This is a genomic window from Pseudomonas sp. OA65, from assembly GCF_017498305.1.
In the GTDB taxonomy this organism is placed as follows: Bacteria; Pseudomonadota; Gammaproteobacteria; order Pseudomonadales; family Pseudomonadaceae; genus Aquipseudomonas; species Aquipseudomonas zanjanensis.
Genome location: NZ_JAGDEZ010000103.1, coordinates 1 through 657 on the forward strand (window position 1 = coordinate 1; position 657 = coordinate 657).

At 64.2% G+C, this 657-nt stretch carries 1 protein-coding gene; it reads left to right on the forward strand.

Going from position 1 to position 657, the window contains the following annotated elements:
• Positions 1–657 (forward strand): carbon starvation CstA family protein (locus J3361_RS29275; RefSeq protein WP_279382106.1); only part of this gene is annotated, 657 nt, incomplete at both ends.

Consider the following 657-nt stretch of genomic DNA (forward strand, 5'->3'; position numbering starts at 1 on the left):
TTGCCGGCGCGGGGCCGCTGGTCGGGCCGGTGCTGGCGGCGCAGATGGGCTATTTGCCCGGCACGCTCTGGCTGATCGCCGGCGTGGTGCTGGCCGGTGCGGTGCAGGACTTCATGGTCCTGTTCCTCTCCACCCGTCGCAACGGTCGTTCCCTGGGCGACATGGTGCGCGAGGAAATGGGCCGCATCCCTGGCACCATCGCGCTGTTCGGTTGCTTCCTGATCATGATCATCATCCTCGCGGTGCTGGCGCTGATCGTGGTCAAGGCCCTGGCCGAGAGTCCGTGGGGCATCTTCACGGTGATGGCGACCATCCCGATCGCGATGTTCATGGGCATCTACATGCGCTACATCCGCCCGGGCCGCATCGGTGAAATCTCGATCATCGGCGTGCTGTTGCTGCTGGGTTCGATCTGGCTGGGCGGGCAAATTGCTGCCGATCCGGTCTGGGCCAAGGCCTTCACCTTCACCGGGATCCAGATCACCTGGATGCTGATCGGCTACGGTTTTGTCGCGGCGGTGCTGCCGGTGTGGCTGATCCTGGCGCCACGGGACTACCTGTCGACGTTCCTCAAGATCGGCACCATCGTCGCCCTGGCGATCGGCATCCTGGTCACCATGCCCGAGCTGAAAATGCCGGCATTGACCCAATTCACCG